Source organism: Thermoanaerobacterium thermosaccharolyticum DSM 571, assembly GCF_000145615.1.
Lineage (GTDB): Bacteria > Bacillota > Thermoanaerobacteria > Thermoanaerobacterales > Thermoanaerobacteraceae > Thermoanaerobacterium > Thermoanaerobacterium thermosaccharolyticum.
The window spans coordinates 170,184-185,703 of the sequence record NC_014410.1; the positions used below are offsets into that span (position 1 = coordinate 170,184).

Annotated in this window: 20 protein-coding genes and 3 pseudogenes; 9 read left to right on the forward strand and 14 right to left on the reverse strand. The window is 31.6% G+C overall.

The window, feature by feature from the left end; translation table 11 throughout:
• Positions 1 to 326: 326 nt before the first annotated feature.
• Together TTHE_RS14095 and TTHE_RS14940 are read right to left on the reverse strand one after the other, a co-directional pair.
• Positions 327 to 506, reverse strand: a complete 180-nt coding sequence (locus tag TTHE_RS14095; protein ID WP_155812162.1) for a hypothetical protein — start codon at positions 504 to 506, stop codon at positions 327 to 329.
• A gap of 5 nt (positions 507 to 511) precedes the next feature.
• Positions 512 to 1,322, reverse strand: a pseudogene (locus TTHE_RS14940) (transposase); the annotation flags it as partial.
• 73 nt (positions 1,323 to 1,395) lie between these two features.
• On the opposite strand from TTHE_RS14940, the gene dapA reads away from it, so the two are divergent.
• Together dapA and TTHE_RS00870 are read left to right on the forward strand one after the other, a co-directional pair.
• The gene (gene dapA / locus TTHE_RS00865) at positions 1,396 to 2,307 is read left to right on the forward strand and encodes a 4-hydroxy-tetrahydrodipicolinate synthase (protein ID WP_013296731.1); all 912 of its coding nucleotides are present in this window, start codon (positions 1,396 to 1,398) and stop codon (positions 2,305 to 2,307) included.
• Between the two features lie 240 nt (positions 2,308 to 2,547).
• On the forward strand, positions 2,548 to 3,111 hold the full coding sequence (locus TTHE_RS00870; RefSeq protein WP_013296732.1) for a hypothetical protein: 564 nt from the start codon (positions 2,548 to 2,550) through the stop codon (positions 3,109 to 3,111).
• On the opposite strand, the gene TTHE_RS00875 is transcribed toward TTHE_RS00870, so the two are convergent.
• On the reverse strand, positions 3,050 to 3,277 hold the full coding sequence (locus TTHE_RS00875; RefSeq protein WP_231292694.1) for a nucleotidyltransferase domain-containing protein: 228 nt from the start codon (positions 3,275 to 3,277) through the stop codon (positions 3,050 to 3,052). The two genes, TTHE_RS00870 and TTHE_RS00875, sit on opposite strands and share 62 nt — an antisense overlap.
• A 144-nt stretch (positions 3,278 to 3,421) precedes the next feature.
• Between TTHE_RS00875 and TTHE_RS00880 the strand changes: the two genes are divergently transcribed.
• From TTHE_RS00880 to TTHE_RS00890, 3 genes are read left to right on the forward strand one after another with little or no spacing between them, the layout of a single operon-like run.
• Complete coding sequence (locus TTHE_RS00880; RefSeq protein ID WP_013296733.1) at positions 3,422 to 4,069, forward strand: YhbD family protein; 648 nt, start codon at positions 3,422 to 3,424, stop codon at positions 4,067 to 4,069.
• Positions 4,062 to 4,745, forward strand: a complete 684-nt coding sequence (locus TTHE_RS00885; RefSeq protein ID WP_013296734.1) for a polymer-forming cytoskeletal protein — start codon at positions 4,062 to 4,064, stop codon at positions 4,743 to 4,745. The genes TTHE_RS00880 and TTHE_RS00885 overlap by 8 nt, the downstream gene beginning before the upstream one ends.
• 13 nt (positions 4,746 to 4,758) lie before the next feature.
• A complete protein-coding gene (locus TTHE_RS00890) occupies positions 4,759 to 5,508 on the forward strand; it encodes a hypothetical protein (protein ID WP_013296735.1) in 750 nt (249 codons plus the stop codon).
• 34 nt (positions 5,509 to 5,542) lie between these two features.
• Here the strand turns inward: TTHE_RS00890 and TTHE_RS00895 are convergent, their stop codons facing one another.
• Positions 5,543 to 5,953, reverse strand: a complete 411-nt coding sequence (locus TTHE_RS00895; protein ID WP_013296736.1) for an Hsp20/alpha crystallin family protein — start codon at positions 5,951 to 5,953, stop codon at positions 5,543 to 5,545.
• A gap of 82 nt (positions 5,954 to 6,035) precedes the next feature.
• Here TTHE_RS00895 and TTHE_RS14100 point away from each other — a divergent pair, with 82 nt between their 5' ends.
• Positions 6,036 to 6,431, forward strand: coding sequence for a hypothetical protein (locus TTHE_RS14100; protein WP_196793643.1), 396 nt, complete (start codon positions 6,036 to 6,038; stop codon positions 6,429 to 6,431).
• A gap of 42 nt (positions 6,432 to 6,473) precedes the next feature.
• On the opposite strand, the gene TTHE_RS14275 is transcribed toward TTHE_RS14100, so the two are convergent.
• From TTHE_RS14275 to TTHE_RS14950, 6 genes and pseudogenes are all read right to left on the reverse strand, one after another.
• On the reverse strand, positions 6,474 to 6,767 hold the full coding sequence (locus TTHE_RS14275) for a hypothetical protein (protein WP_150201138.1): 294 nt from the start codon (positions 6,765 to 6,767) through the stop codon (positions 6,474 to 6,476).
• Positions 6,742 to 7,233 (reverse strand): annotated as a pseudogene (locus TTHE_RS14945) (IS1634 family transposase); the annotation flags it as partial. The pseudogene TTHE_RS14945 and the gene TTHE_RS14275, both read right to left, overlap by 26 nt.
• Before the next feature lie 82 nt (positions 7,234 to 7,315).
• Positions 7,316 to 7,468 (reverse strand): hypothetical protein, encoded by a 153-nt coding sequence (locus TTHE_RS14105; protein WP_155812163.1) that lies wholly within the window; start codon positions 7,466 to 7,468, stop codon positions 7,316 to 7,318.
• A 311-nt stretch (positions 7,469 to 7,779) separates the two neighbouring features.
• Positions 7,780 to 8,199: a putative toxin-antitoxin system toxin component, PIN family gene (locus TTHE_RS00905; RefSeq protein ID WP_340371403.1), complete on the reverse strand. Its 420-nt coding sequence runs from the start codon at positions 8,197 to 8,199 to the stop codon at positions 7,780 to 7,782.
• Positions 8,162 to 8,437, reverse strand: a complete 276-nt coding sequence (locus TTHE_RS00910) for an AbrB/MazE/SpoVT family DNA-binding domain-containing protein (protein WP_013296738.1) — start codon at positions 8,435 to 8,437, stop codon at positions 8,162 to 8,164. The genes TTHE_RS00905 and TTHE_RS00910 overlap by 38 nt, the downstream gene beginning before the upstream one ends.
• Before the next feature lie 84 nt (positions 8,438 to 8,521).
• Positions 8,522 to 8,641, reverse strand: a pseudogene (locus TTHE_RS14950) (hypothetical protein); the annotation flags it as partial.
• A 569-nt stretch (positions 8,642 to 9,210) separates the two neighbouring features.
• Here TTHE_RS14950 and TTHE_RS00915 point away from each other — a divergent pair.
• Positions 9,211 to 10,551: a transposase gene (locus TTHE_RS00915; RefSeq protein WP_013296739.1), complete on the forward strand. Its 1,341-nt coding sequence runs from the start codon at positions 9,211 to 9,213 to the stop codon at positions 10,549 to 10,551.
• A gap of 556 nt (positions 10,552 to 11,107) precedes the next feature.
• Here the strand turns inward: TTHE_RS00915 and TTHE_RS14280 are convergent.
• From TTHE_RS14280 to TTHE_RS00930, 4 genes are all read right to left on the reverse strand, one after another.
• Positions 11,108 to 11,257, reverse strand: coding sequence for a hypothetical protein (locus TTHE_RS14280; protein WP_196793644.1), 150 nt, complete (start codon positions 11,255 to 11,257; stop codon positions 11,108 to 11,110).
• Positions 11,258 to 11,341: 84 nt separating this feature from the next.
• Positions 11,342 to 11,842: a DUF1648 domain-containing protein gene (locus TTHE_RS00920; protein WP_013296740.1), complete on the reverse strand. Its 501-nt coding sequence runs from the start codon at positions 11,840 to 11,842 to the stop codon at positions 11,342 to 11,344.
• 102 nt (positions 11,843 to 11,944) lie between these two features.
• Positions 11,945 to 12,241, reverse strand: a complete 297-nt coding sequence (locus TTHE_RS00925) for a hypothetical protein (protein ID WP_013296741.1) — start codon at positions 12,239 to 12,241, stop codon at positions 11,945 to 11,947.
• 686 nt (positions 12,242 to 12,927) lie between these two features.
• Positions 12,928 to 13,338 carry an Hsp20/alpha crystallin family protein gene (locus tag TTHE_RS00930; protein WP_013296742.1) on the reverse strand — a complete coding sequence of 137 codons (411 nt, stop codon included), beginning with the start codon at positions 13,336 to 13,338 and terminating at the stop codon, positions 12,928 to 12,930.
• A 121-nt stretch (positions 13,339 to 13,459) separates the two neighbouring features.
• Here TTHE_RS00930 and TTHE_RS00935 point away from each other — a divergent pair, with 121 nt between their 5' ends.
• Entirely contained in the window at positions 13,460 to 14,407 is a 948-nt protein-coding gene (locus TTHE_RS00935; RefSeq protein ID WP_013296743.1) for a CPBP family intramembrane glutamic endopeptidase, read from the forward strand.
• A gap of 96 nt (positions 14,408 to 14,503) precedes the next feature.
• Positions 14,504 to 15,517 carry a LacI family DNA-binding transcriptional regulator gene (locus TTHE_RS00940; RefSeq protein ID WP_013296744.1) on the forward strand — a complete coding sequence of 338 codons (1,014 nt, stop codon included), beginning with the start codon at positions 14,504 to 14,506 and terminating at the stop codon, positions 15,515 to 15,517.
• Positions 15,518 to 15,520 lie beyond the last annotated feature (3 nt).

Sequence of the window (15,520 nt, forward strand, 5' to 3'; positions counted from 1 at the left end):
CTTTTTGGAGTATTCTCTGGGTTTTAAGATTATTATTTCTATTATATGTTCCGGCTTTGGATTTTTATACTTTATTCTATCTAAGATTGTAAATGATAAAAAAATGTGATTATATCTTTAGCTCAATAATCTCTTGCCGCCCCTATTTCTCGATTGAGGAAATTGCACAATTAAACTTTAATTTTTGAAGCTAAAAAAAGGCAATAGCAAAGCTAAGCATATCAATGCTTGTGGATAACTTATGAACTTTGAAAATTTAATACAAAAATAGTTTATAAAATAATTTTTGTCTGTTTCTATATGCTTGTTTAAGCATAAGCAGTTTATTAAGCTACTTTTGGCAATGATTTATTAACATTAACAGCAATAGTACCTGCAACAAGTGTAATACAGTTTAATAAAGCAAAGATTTTAGCTTTCTTAATACCTGCTGAGCGTATATTGTCAGTATTTAAATCTATAGATGAGAAAAATTGATAACAAATATTACCATAGAGTAGATGCACTACACCTATGCTAACCGTAGCTGTTCTAAAATTTCATCAATAGACACATTGCTATCAGCTTGTTCATATATCCATTGAATACGCTGCTTTTGTACCTCTTTTCGAACCATTTTTATTCCTTGCCCAAATTTGCAATATTCATCGCCTGAAGTCGTACAATACAGGTATGTCAATGATATAAGCCATAATAATCTGTCTATTGATTTTATTGAACGTACTTGATACATATTTAGTCCGAGATTATTCTTTGTCTGCCTAAAGAATATTTCTATAGGCCATCTCTGGCTGTAATAATTTAGAATTGTCTTGGTATCTAATTCAGTATCAGTACAGATAAATGCATGTAGAGCATTTTCATTTTTAAAAGCTTTCTTCAGACCAGCACAATACTACTATAGCATTATCTATGCCATTTAAGGCTCCTTCATAACGATATACCCAGTATATAGAACCGTTTACTGTAACGAGGCAAACTTCGTTCTTTTCAATATATTGGGCAAAGTCTTTTATCTGTATCCTGATGCCTTGTGGATAGATAATTCTGTTAGTCTTTAGTGCTCCTATGAGATGGTATCCCCTTTCAAAATGTGCTTCTATTACTTTTTTGTTTATGTACCATGAATCATATAAACCATATACTGCTCCTTTAGATATTGGAAGTATGGACACCATTTCGCATATTCTTTCGATTTTGCTTTTGCCACCTTTTTCATAGCGCTCAATACTGTAAGGTAATACTACTTTGCTGCAGGATAGCAACATGTTAAGAAACTTATGTCCCCAAACTTGTTTCCCATTTAAATGCGATTGATGGAATTTGGTAGTTTATGTAAGTGAATTTTCTCACCTATAGTTATTAAAATAAAATTTAAAAAGGGGTGTGTAGTAATTGAATAATACTCATAAGTTGGAAGGTTTAGTTATTCCATGCATTACACCATTTACTGATGATTTGAGTAAAGTTGATTTTGAAAAGTTTGATAAATTGGTGGATTACTTGATAGAAGAACAATGCGCAGATGCAATAATTCCAATTGGAACAACTGGGGAATCGACATCATTATCACATCTTGAAAAGGAGTTAGTTATAGAAAGAGCAGTAAAACGAGCTAATAAAAGAGTGCCTATTTTTGTTGGTGCTGGAGGTGCAAACTTGGATGAAACAATAAGTTTGACTAAATATGCTGAAAATATTGGAGCCGATGGTCTGTTAATAGTTGTTCCATATTATATTAGACCAGATCAGGAAGGTATTTATCAATTTTTTAAGGCGGTAGCCCAACATACAAATTTACCAATCATGATTTATAATATACCATCTAGGACAGCAGTTAATATGAGTATTGATACAATTATTAAAGTAGCAAATATTGACAATGTAATCGGTATAAAAGATTGTTTTAACGACATTACAAATACTTCCGAGATGATAAGGATATGTCGGAATGAATTAAAAAAAGAATTTTCTATCTTGACAGGTGAAGATACTAATATATTTATAAATCTATGCCTCGGAGGAAATGGTGCAGTTGCTGCAACAGGTCATGTTGTTGGTAAAAAAATAAAAGAGATGATAAATAAATATAAAGCTGGAGATATAATAGGTGCAAGAAAAATTCAATTTGACATATGTACACTTCAAAAGAGTATGTTTAAAGCTCCTAATCCTGCACCAATCAAAGCAGCATTGGATATATTAGGTCTAAATTTAGGAGGCAAAGTAAGATTGCCCTTAGTAGATATAAATGATGACATTAAAGAACTTATAAAGTCAGAGTTGCGTAAATTTTATGATTTTTAATACATGAGGAAATTGTATAATTCAAAAATCGAATGCAATTGAACAACATATAGTGTTATAACTATAAATAAACGACAATATGTTGATATATTTTGATAAGAAAGTTAATTATGAAATTCGTTCACATAAATAGCTTATGGCGATAAATATAATGATGCCAGAAAACTAGACAAATCAAAAAACAAAAATTGTGTTATGTGTATTGAGAGAAGTAATGTTCATAGTGTTAGGTGGTATTATATGAAAACAAATGTATCTAAAAGAATAATTTTAATTATTTGCGTAGTGGCTATTTTATTTGTTGGCTGTTCTAAAAGCGGAATTAGTATGAACTATGTCAAAACTCCAGATAAAATTTATTTAACTGGAGATTTACATAGACAGGAAATTATTGAATTAAATAAAAAATATGAAGAAACAAAGGATTATAATGAAAAACAAAAAATATTACAAGAAATTGCCCAGCTTGAGGTTAGATCTACAGTAATGATTGATGATAAAGTATTTATTAATAAGTTTTTAAATTATATCCACAATTCAAAAGGAAAAGATGAAAATATAATTTTGGATAGGTGGAGTAAAGATTATTATTCAATGCAGTTTGTATATAATGGTTTAAAAACAATGGATGAAAATAAGCTGAAAGAAGGATATATGATAACAAATATTAATATTTACAATGGCTATGCGCTATTCCCTAAATATGATAAAACCTCAAATAGCAATATAACTTTCATAAGTGTTAAATTAAGCGATAGTATGATGAATTATTTAAAAGATTATTACAAATCAAAAGCGAAATGAAGGGTTTGCTTTTATCTTTGCAATATACGGCAATATCTATATCGCTGGTCTTTCTATTATCTCCTCTTGCTCTCGAACCATATATTACTATTTTATCAATATCATTATATTTTTCACCTATAAATTTAATTGAATCTATTATTCTATCATCTAAATCTAATTTCATGATATGCCTCCAAGTGTCGTTCTTTAGATTGATTATACAATATTATGAAATACACTACAATCGGTATTTTGTTTAAAAATTTTATAAAATCTATTTACAACGTAACAGTGTTATGTTATACTATCAGTGTGGAGGTGAACATTAGTGGATAACAATGATTTAATATCGAAAAAAGAATTGCTTGAGATTACTGGTATTTCATACGGCCAGCTTTACAGGTGGAAAAGAAAAAATCTTATTCCTGAGGAGTGGTTTATAAGAAAGTCTACATTTACAGGCCAAGAGACATTTTTCCCAAAAGCAAAGATTCTTGAAAGAGTAAATAAAATTCTAAGCATGAAAGAAGACTTATCATTGGACGATCTTGCAAATATGCTTTCGCCAAATCCTTCAGAGATTGTATTAAGCTTAGATGAGATAAAAAAACGCAACATTGTTTCGTTAATATCTTTGGAGCTGTATATAAAGACGTTTGGAGAAGAAAAAGAGTTTTCTTTTAATTCAATTCTATATATTTACATTGTTGATGAAATGATAATTGCAGGAGATATAAATCTTGAAGAAGGAAAAATTATTTTAGAAACGTTAAAAGAAAATTACAATAAATTCAATGGAAAGAATTGTGATCTATTATTTGTGAGAAAGTTTGGAGTATCTACATGTTTTTTGGTATCAAGTGGGTCTGAGGTTTATTTCGAACCAGGTGCGAAAATCATTAAAAGGCTAAGTGTTGCGGGAATTATTGAAGAATTAAAGATAAAATTAGTAAATGGGGGCGAGTTTAATGAGTAGTGAAAACTTAAATGATTTAATTGGCAGTGGCGTAGGAGACTCTGCTGGTGGCAAGTATCGAAATGTCATAATAAGTGGTGTTATGGGAGTAAAAGGCGATGTAGAATGCACAGATTTTAAATGCAGTGGTGTTTCAAAAGTAGATGGCAGTATAAAAGCAGAAAGCATCCTTGTAAGTGGGGTCAATAATGTAAATGGAGATATTAAGTGCAAAGAGTTATCTGTGGAAGGGTCGTTGAATGTTGCTCATGGCGTGAATGCTGAAAAAGTCCAGATATATGGTGTGCTTAAAGTAAATGATGACGTAAATTCAGAGATATTTGTCTCACGAGGAGGATTCACCATAAACGGACTTTTAAATGCGGAAAATATAGATATAAGACTATTTGTAAAATGTAAAGTGAGAGAAATCGGCGGCCAAAGTATTAATGTTTGCAAAGACAATACAAACAATATAAAATTCTTTGAAAAAATCCTTGAGACATTTTCTATGCCACAAAAATTGATTGTGGACACTGTCGAAGGTGATGATATTTATATAGAGTACACTAATGCAAAAATTGTAAGAGGCAAAAATGTTAAAATTGGTCCTGGTTCAAATGTTGACATTGTAGAATACAAGAATAAATTTGAAAAAGATGATAATGCAATTGTTAAGGAATTTAAAAAGGTTTAAAGGAGTGCTTTTTATGGATTTAGAGAAAAGGCAAAATATAAAGATTGTCGGAGATAATACATCTGCAGGCGGCTTATTTAATAATGTCTCGGTAGTGGGAAATGGGATTTTTAATAGCTCTGTTGATTGTGCATACATCAAAGCTACCGGAGACTGTACAATAAATGGAGACTTAAAAACCGTTTCTGGGGTAGTTGCAGGGAGCATAGCTATAAAAGGCAGCTTATCTGCCGATATATTTAAGGTTGCAGGCAACGTGACAGTAGATGGTGATACGTCTATTAAAAATTTAATAACGCACGGAAATGTAACAATTAAGGGGAATATTTCGTCTGAAAAAATAGATGCAAATGGCCATTTTACAATAGAAGGAAATTGTAATTCTGAAATTTTCACATCAAATAGCATTGTCATGAAATTAAATGGTCTTTTGAATGCTGATGACATAGAAATCTACATCTATGGTAGTAATTTTGTCAAAGAAATTGGCGGAGAGAAAATCATGATAAGACGAGGTTCTGAATCAATATTTAAGAGGCTTAAGCTTATCAAATCGATGATTTATGATGCGTGTAAAGGTGACCTTACAACAGATGTCATCGAAGGTGATGAAATATACCTGGAGTATACGACGGCGAAAGCTGTGAGAGGTAAGAATGTCACAATTGGGCAAGGATGCAATATAGAGCTTGTAGAATATGTGGATAACTTTAATCAACACAGTGATTCTGTTGTCAGAGAAAGCAAAAAGATGATATTATAGCCAAACACAGGTGCCCTGCGTCTGGCTTTATTTTTTACTGTATATCTATTTTTCTGCCTTTTGGCTTATCTGGATGCAATTTTGGCATTATGATGGTCAATATGCCGTTTTCAAATTTCGCAGTCGTCCTTTCTGAGTCTACTTCAGCAGGAAGCCCTATTCTTCTTTCAAAAGATCCATAATACCTTTCGTTTAAATAATAGCTTTGATTTTTTCTTTCAGTCTCCTTTGATGTCTGTCCTTTTATTTCAAGCACATCATCGTGTACGTTTATTTCTATGTCTTTTTTATCAACGCCAGGTAATTCGGCTGTCGCAGTAACTTCTGTCTCTGATTCTGTGATATCTATTCTTGGTCGTGCAAACATATTTGATAATGCAGGCAAATTAAAATCAAAATTAAAGTCCGGCCACATATCGTTGCCGCGCCACTTAATTAAGCTCATAAAAAACACCTCCAATAATTTTTACAAAAATATTTTGAGTAAATTTCATATTTTAAATAGCTTGATATTCCTAACTTTTAAGGTGGGTTGTCCCCATGGTTCTTCTTGGTGCAGCAATTCAAACTATGGGTATTGCCTTAAAGTCAATTACAAGAAAAATAACAGGTATTTTAGCTTTCCAATAAGAAGTTCTGATGAGTGGCAGGAAATATATAACCTTAGAACTTCTATTGAAAGATGCAACAGCAGGTTAAAAAACTATTTAAATACTGACAATCTTCGCTCAGCAGGTATTAAGAAAGCTAAAATCTTTGCTTTATTGAACTGTATTACACTTGTTGCAGGTACTATTGCTGTTAATGTTAGTGCATCATTACCAAAAAGCTTAATTAAAATTTCAAAGTTCATAAGTTATCCACAGGCATTGATATGCTTAGCTTTGCTATTGTCTTTTTTAGCTTCAAAAATTAAAGTTTAATTGTGCAATTTCCTCAATTGTGAAAAATATATTTTTTTATTCTTACATTTTCAATATATCCTGACTTTTGCAGCAAAAAGAGATAAAAAAAGCCCATAACCACTTTAAAATAAAGGGTTTTACGCTTTTTAATTTTGTCCCAAAGTTGTGGTGAAAATTAACTTTTTTCGTTTCTCCTAAAATTTTTTTAATCTCTCCAAGTGTCATAAACTTTTCTTTTCCGATATCTTCAAGTACATCATTATAAAAATCAAAAAGATAATAGTTCTCCTTAATATGACTACAAGATGCTCTACTTAAGCTTTCAAGCATCAAAAGAGAAATCAAATTTTTCAAAGAATATATCTTTGTTTTCATAAGTCTTTTTCTTGGAAGCAGGATAAAGCAAGCGAGTGAAAACAAGAAGTTTCATAATAGTATTTGCATCATATTCTTCTTTTGAGTGCTGTTGCTTGTTTCTAAGGAATGTATCTATTTAAATCTCGTGATAAATTCTACTCAAAGCTGCATAGCCAAAATTCTTGCGAGCATTATAATTAGAATCCATAGATTCATTCAAGACAATTTGGAGATTAACAGGAAGCTTCTCGTTATTATTCCTTTCATTCATTTTTCGAACTTCTTCAGTGAAAAACGCAATTAGATCGTCATATTCTTTTTCAAGTTCATCCAAATAGCCAATAGAACGGACTGTGGCTGTGCGAGATTGCTTTGTTTGCTTGTCATAATAACTGTTAACAATTGACAAATAAGTACTTCCTGTTTTATGGTTTGTACTTTTTTTAGATACAAGTTTAAACACCTCTACAGTCTTGAGATATCAAAAAATTACCATTTTATTATACCATAATTTGACAGAAAACGCTAGTAAAATTTGACGAAAATTAAAAATAAAAATACCCTTTCTTAATCGTAGGAACTAATTCAACAGCAACATCTTGTATTGATTTAAAATTTTTTCTATCTATGTATTTCAAATTTCTAAGAAAAGATGGTAACTCATTCCATTCTATATTCCAATCTTTAATTGTAATCATTAAAATATTTCTTTCAGAAGCATATCTCGAAGAAAATGTCTCTCTTTCAAGACAAAATTCCTGTCACCTTGTCTGCAAACAAATAAATATAATTCATGAAAAAGCTAATGCGCTGATATATTGGTAATGAGTGATGAAAATGTGTTTTATCTTAAAAGATATTATTTATCTATTTACAGTGTGGATTACATTATTTATAATTGGTATAGATTTGTTTGTAATATCTTCTTTATTACCATTCATTTCTACAGAATTTAATATAACTCTTGCCGTTGCTGGATGGATAGTTACTGTATTTTATTTTAACTTTGTTAGGAGTATTTCTCTAAGAACTGTGCAGGTGCGAGAATTTCCGGTTTTTCTATATCAATATCTAAAAAATCTTTATCACCTGTAATTAGTATATCTACATCTTCAATAATTGCTGTATATAAGATTGGATAATCTTTTTCATCTCGAATTTTAAATAAATCATTTTTCATTTCTTGCGGCGTATAAACCATCTCGTAAGGAAATTTGCTTAAAAATTTGTCTATAGCTCCCTCCTTACCTTTAAACTTTCTTTTAACCACATCTACAGTTTCATCAATAACAAATGATGATAAAATTAATTTATGCCTTTTAGCTATCATAATCATTAAATCATTTATACTACTTTTGGGAAATAGGAAAGCAGAAATGAGGATATTGGTATCAACTGTGATTCGCATGGCGTTCTTCCCACATTTCATTTCTAACTTCCTTTACCAATTTAACTACATCCTGCTCATCTTTTAAACCAAGCCTTTCAGCTTCACCTTTAAAAGCATCTTGTGCCTCACGTAAAGCAACAATTGCCGAATTCTCAATAATAATTTTCCCATTTTCCTCTAAAAAAATTACTTTATCACCATCTTTGATGTTTAGTTTTTTACGAATTTCTTTTGGTATTGTAATTTGACCTCGAACAGTTACCTTGGCTAATTCCATAATATTAACTACCTCCTTATTTTCATTGAAAATAAGATTTCTACACTTATATTATATGTTAATTCTGATTAAGCATCAAGTCAATTATCTAATCTCTCTACCATGGAATAGATACTTGTAATACCTTAAATCTTTATGGAAGATCTCTTCGCAGCCAAAAAACCATAAGAAAACCCCTTTTATATTGCATTTATATGTGAATTCACCTTCCTTATATTATTTTAGACCTCTGGAGGGATAATCTTTTGTTACCTTTGTAGACTTTGATTAAAAAATCATTAATTATAACCTTCTTCAAGTAATAGTTCAGAGTATCCGGGAATTGTGGTTTGTTCTTCGTCGAGAGCTCTGGCGATGTATAAACTAAGAGGAGTAAAAACATAGGACATAGCCTCACATCCATTGGATTGGTCCAGAGAAAATCCCCGCTCAAAGAATCGTTCCACTCATAGGTATCCGGATTGTCAGGCTTTAAGGTTGTAAAATAATGCGTATTGTTGTGGACTTTCCTATACCATTAGACCCAATGAATCAAAAGAGTTATTTGCGATGTTGAGGAACGTGCTAAAATAGTATGTTTTAAGACGCCAACAAAATAATTTTACCCCAAAAAAACGTAAAGAAATGCAACTTTGAAGTGCATGAAAAATGAAAAACGTAAAAATTACACCCAGGAACAAAAAATTTTCTCTAAAAGTGTGAAACCCACTTTTCTATAGTGTAAAATGGTAATTGAAAACAAAAATAAACACTAAAGCAAAGGGGTTTCACATATGGCTATTATACCACAACAAACACTATTTGTGTGGAATGAAATTGAAAATTTAGGCGATCTGGAAAGATTAAGATTGGTAATAGAGTACATGCCCGATGAAGAACTGATGGAAAAGCTTGAAAAAGAACGCAAGAACGGTCGAGATGATTATCCCGTGAGAGCAATGTGGAATGCCATATTGGCAGGAGTAGTATACCAACATATATCCGTGGAAAGCTTAAGACGAGAGCTATCGCGGAATGGGCAACTAAGGATTATGTGTGGATTTCACACTGCAAAAACAAAAAAATATAGAGGTGAGAAGAAGACGGAAATAGTACCACCAGCATGGGTATTCACAAGATTTTTAAAAAAGCTTTATGAACATGAGGAAGAAATAAACAAGATATTCGAAAAACTTGTAGAAGAGCTAAAAAGGCTTCTACCGGACTTTGGCAAGGATTTGGCTATAGACAGTAAGGCAATAAAATCACTGGCGAAAAGAGAGAATAAAAATAGGAAAACTGATGGACGAAGGGACAAAGATGCCGACTGGGGCAAAAAGGAGTATCGAGGAATCAGGGAAGACGGAACTGCTTGGGAAAAAATAGTCAAATGGTTTGGATATAAGCTGCACCTAATAGTGGATGCTAACTACGAACTGCCGGTGGCATTCAGTGTAACAAAAGCTTCTCAAGCTGATGTAAAAGAAGCACACAGGATGATTGAAAAAATAGCGGAAGAAAGACCTGAAATACTTGAAGCGTGTGAAACGATGGAAGCAGACCGTGGTTATGATGATACAAAGTTGATAAAAAAGCTATGGGATGAATACAAAATAAAGCCTGTAATAGATATCTGCAACAAATGGAAAGATCCTGACGGGACAAGGCCGTTAGAAGGACATGAGAACGTAGTATATAACTATAAAGGCAATGTATACTGTTATTGCCTTGATACAGGCGAAAAGAGAGAAATGGCAGTAGGAGGTTTTGAAGAAGATAGGAAGACATTAAAAAAACTATGCCCTGCAAAACAGTATGGATTAAAATGTAAATACATAGATAGGTGTTCTGCGAAAAAAGGAATCCGAATCAAGCTGGATGTAGACCGGAGTATATTCACACCAATAGACCGTGCCAGTTACAAATGGGAAAAGTACTATAACAAGCGTACATCAGTAGAAAGAGTAAATAGCAGAATAGATGAAACATTCGGATTCGAGAAGCATTACATAAGAGGTAAAAAGAAAATGACAGTAAGATGTGGAATTGCATTATGTATAATGCTTGCGATGGCAGTTGGCAGGATAAAAGAAAAGCAGCAGGAAAAAATGAGAAGCCTGGTAAAAACGGCATAAAAAATCTACAGAGATTTGAATAAATGATCCACAAAAAAAGGTACAAGAAACATCCTGCGGAATGCAATGAAACATTGCCGAGGATGTGGTGTGACACGCGAAAAAACTCTTCCCTGTCATTTAATGGCGGGTTTAGGGTTAGGGGGTTATTGTCTTTTTCAGAAAGGATGAGGACATATATTCTGAGTTTATGTATTTTTTGAAGGAGAAAATATCTCCGAGTGAAAAAATTAAAAGGGGTTTAGTTCTTTAGGCCTCAGTTTTTTAGTAAATTTTTTAAAAAAGTGCTACAAAGCAAAAAGCATCAAAAGACTTCACCTTGACTTACTTCAAGATTTATATCCTTTAATGCTTCTAATTTTCCGTATATTTTTTAAATTGTTAGCTTCTATAACTAACACTTAGTATACCTTCCTTTATGCTACATTAAGGGTTCCAAGAGGTAAAGGTAAAATTATTATTACCTGTAATAAATGCAAAACAGAATTTTGAAGAAAAACATAGATGCAGACAAGGGGACAGGGACTCTGTACTTCCACAGTTAATTTACCTCACATTACATTTTAATGTCTCCATTATTTTTCGCTATATATACTGATATATTATTTTTGAATCTAACAGTAGTACCTTTAAATTTTTGATATTTTTTGCCATTATTTAAAGTATCTAAAACATCTTCTTTTGATAATATTTTACCTTGTACCACTTAACGAAGATTATATTATACTTTTTCCACATCAGACAAGTCACTATTTATCTGTCTGTTTAAACAACGTAACCTTGATAAACACTAATTAACCTTAACTGACTTATAAATATATATTCCTAATGTTACAAAAATAGCAATTATACTAATAGGTAAAAACACTAATCCTAAACTGATTTTACTGCTTGAAGCTGCATTTACAGTTATATATTCAATATAAGAAAGTAAAAGGACTATCTCAAGTTTTAAAAAGCGCATAAAAGACTTTGCTAATTTATATTGAATTATAGCATTTTCTTCTGTTATTTCAACTAGATAGTTAAATATGTGTGGATATCTTGTTAAAACAGTAAACATAACATACATTAAGATTATTACCGATAAAAGTATTAATGTGTTTGATTTGCTTCCAGAACTATTAACCTCACCTCTGATATTAAAATGAGTCGGAATAGTTCCGGGCAGCTTATACCACAATATAATAGTTATTATAACTATTGATACAATGACTAAAATCGATAATAATTCAACAATTATATCCATCGGTGTCATCGGAATCTGGATTTTGGGTCGTTTATTTAACATATTTCATTCCCCCAAAAATTAATATATATTTTTACTATAATTTTGGTAATAAAACTCAAATTAAAGATTTAAACTTATGATTCTCACGCAATATTGATTATTTTATATCTGAAAATTTGTAAATTTAAACCTAAGATCTTCTTGAAGAGTTTCTCTCAATTTATTGCCACATTTTTCACTGCACACAGCAAATATACCATCTTGTCCATGTTTCTTAGCTTCAGAATCAGCAGCTGTAACTATCATTGGTACACTGATATTTTTTGATTTTATATATACCTGAATAATCTTGCCTCCTTCTTTGTTTAAATTGGCTTCTTCTGCAAACTTTACATTTAATCCAAATATAGGTCCATTTTCTTTAATTTTTTTCTTACACCATGCACATTTAAACATCATAGTCACCTTTCCTTATATTATTGGTATTTTATATGTATATAACACTAATTTAATATTTCCCTCAATAGCATTTGAATTATAAGTATATTCTATTAAAAATTCGCTCCTTAAGCGGTCAACTTTACTTCTATAGGAGGTCGACGATAATAAATCATAAATCTTTTTTGAACATCATTGCCACCTTACTTCTTTACCTTTCATTTAATCAGTCATGTTTTATATAATTACAATTATACTTTGCCATAATTTTATTAATAAGCAATTTGCTTATCATAATGATTTAACATATGAAATTAGCTCATTAATATTTTCTTTCTTTGTAAAATCTACCGGATGTTCATATGTACAAAGCATACCTTTTTCATCAGATGTTAAATTTTTAATTCTTTCATCATTTATTGTATGTTATTTATGATAAAGTATCAAGTCATTTATTGTAACTGTTTGTGCTAAATAGTTGTTGGCAGATTTTTTTCTTTAAATATTATCCACATAATGTTTGGTATATCATGAATTTTCATGCAATTGTCTTTGCATCATTGTTCTCTCCATATTGCTGTTTTTTATATGACTTTTAAACTTACTTAAACATTTATACCTATCTTCCTTTTTCTATTTTTTACCGCCAACTAAAATTATACACTAAGATAAGCCAAACACAGGATATTCCCACGTTTGGCTTATTTTTATTGAATATCGATTCTTCTTCCTTTTGGTTTGTCAGGATGCAGTTTTGGCATTACAATAGTTAATATGCCGTTTTCGAATTTTGCTGTCGTTCTTTCAGAGTCAACCTCTGTTGGAAGTCCTATTCTTCTTTCAAAAGACCCATAATACCTTTCGTTTAAATAATAGCTTTGATTTTTTCTTTCAGTCTCCTTTGATGTCTGTCCTTTTATTTCAAGCACATCACCGTGTACGTTTATTTCTATGTCTTTTTTATCAACGCCAGGTAATTCGGCTGTCGCAGTAACTTCTGTCTCTGATTCTGTGATATCTATTCTTGGTCGTGCAAACATATTTGATAATGCAGGCAAATTAAAATCAAAATTAAAGTCCGGCCACATATCGTTGCCGCGCCACTTAATTAAGCTCATAAAAAACACCTCCAATAATTTTTCCGATAATATTTTGTGAAAAATATATTTTTTTATTCTTACATTTTTAATATATGTATGGTAAAATCTTTTGTAGACAAAATGGAAAAGGAGTTTTGATATGAGACCGTCAGAGAAAGATGCTAACAAAGTTTATTTGTTTATCTTGGTTCTCTTTGTTATCATCGGTTCATATGTTCAAAGGAAGTCATTGTACATAGGACTTATTATAACAGAGTTTGTTATCGTTCTACTGCCTGTTATACTTTTTTTGCTTTTTAAAAAATATGATTTGAAATATGTATTAAGATTTAATAAGCTCGAATCGAAGCACATATTTTTGATAATTTCGATAATGATATGTGGAATGTTTATATCCAGCTTTTTTAGCATTTTGACGAATTATTTTTTAAGTAAGTTTGGTAAAATACCGATTCCACCAATAAGTGCTGCAAGTGATTTTGAAGGACTGATAAAGCAGATATTAATCGTGTCGGGTAGCGCTGCTTTGTGCGAAGAAATACTTACTAGAGGACTTATATTAAGAAGTTACGAAATGAGAGGATCTATAAAAGCTGTAGTAATATCAGGTATAATGTTTGCTGTATTGCACCTGAATGTGCAGAATTTTTTAAGTGTTGTTTTTTTAGGGTGTTTATTAGGATATCTGGTACACAGGACTGATTCTATATATGCCAGCATGTTGGGCCATTTTACAAACAATACACTGGTATTAGTAATACAATATGTGTCGTATAATGTATCAAAAACAATAAGTCCTAAACCGGGAATGCTGGTAAAAATGAATATACCATTTGTATCTGTTATTGTATATGCTATTGTAGCATTAATTGCAGGAATGATTCTCTATTTGCTTCTTAAAAAGCTTATTAAGACTACAAATCCATATATTATTCACAGTACTACAAGATTAAGCGATGATGTCAAGATACTGCTTCAATGGCCTGTTTTTATATCTGCATTGATTTTTTTAGCTATAATAATTTTAGAGTTATTGGGCATATCAGGTTCACCGTATTACGACAAGGTTCTTAAATTTATTTTCTAGTGCATTTACATTTTAAGGCTTTCAAAAGTTGACAACAATTTTAAAATGATATAAAATATAATTAATTGCAATCGGTTTCACTAAGGTGGTGTTTAAATGAATGTAACAATAAAAGACGTAGCGCAAAGAGCACATGTTGCACCTTCTACTGTATCAAGGGTTATTGCGGATAATCCCAGAATCAGCAAAGAGACAAAGGAAAGGGTCTTTAAAGCGATGGAAGAGCTGGGATATTATCCAAATGCTATTGCAAGGAGCCTGGCAAGTAAGATGACTTATACAATAGGGCTTATAATGCCCCGCTCAGCAGAAGATGCATTTTCTAATCCTTTTTTCCCGGAGGTTATGAGAGGCATAAGTGTTGTTGCACACAATGAAAAATATGATTTGCTTATATCGACTTCAGGCAATGAAGAGGAAGAAAAGCAGGCTGTTATAAATATGGTTAAAGGTAAAAGGGTAGATGGAATTGTTCTTCTTTGCTCAAGGACAACAGATGAGCTTATACCGTGGCTTAGAGAAGAGAAATTTCCATTTACAGTTATAGGGAAACCTTTAGATTCTAAGGGTGTTTGCTGGGTAGATAATGATAATATCGGTGCATCAAGGCTTGCTACGAATTATTTAATAAAGCACGGTCATAAAGAGATAGCATTTATAAGCGGTTCATTGGAATTTGTAGTGAGTCTTGACAGACTTGATGGTTATAAATTAGCGCTGGAAGAAAATAATATACCATTTGTAAAAGAATTAGTAGCTCAGGATGAGTTTTCAGAAGATGGTGGATACAATGCAATGATGAGGATTTTGAAGCAAAAGAAGCCGACGGCTGTAGTGGTGACAGATGACATAATGTCGTTTGGTGTTATAAGGGCGGCGATAGATTATGGATTAAAGGTACCCCAGGATGTATCCCTTATTGGGTTTAACAATATACCGCTTTCTGCTTATGCTAATCCGCCGTTGACTACAATAGATATTTCAACGTTTGAATTAGGGGTGAAATCAGCGGAGCTTTTGCTTAAGATCCTTAAAAACAAGGATTATATTGCAGATCACATAATTGTACCTGTTAAATTGATTGAAAGAAAATCCTGCATAAAAAGATAAATA